This window comes from Bacillus sp. SIMBA_154 (genome assembly GCF_046536015.1).
Taxonomy (GTDB): Bacteria; Bacillota; Bacilli; order Bacillales; family Bacillaceae; genus Bacillus; species Bacillus pumilus_P.
In genome coordinates, this window is record NZ_JAWJBV010000294.1 from 1 (window position 1) to 269 (window position 269).

1 pseudogene is annotated in these 269 nt (G+C 44.6%); it reads left to right on the plus strand.

Features of this window, described 5'->3' with window-relative positions:
- A pseudogene (locus tag R0K30_RS22105) lies at positions 1–269 on the plus strand (alpha-amylase); the annotation flags it as partial.

Consider the following 269-nt stretch of genomic DNA (forward strand, 5'->3'; position numbering starts at 1 on the left):
GAATTACGGCAGCCAATTTTGGCCGAATATCACAAATACATCAGCGGAGTTCCAATACGGAGAAATCCTGCAAGACAGCGCGTCCAGAGATACTGCTTATGCGAATTATATGAATGTGACGGCTTCTAACTACGGGCATTCCATCAGATCCGCTTTAAAGAACCGTAATCTGAGTGTGTCGAATATCTCCCATTATGCATCTGACGTGTCTGCGGACAAGTTAGTCACATGGGTGGAATCACATGATACGTATGCCAATGATGATGAAG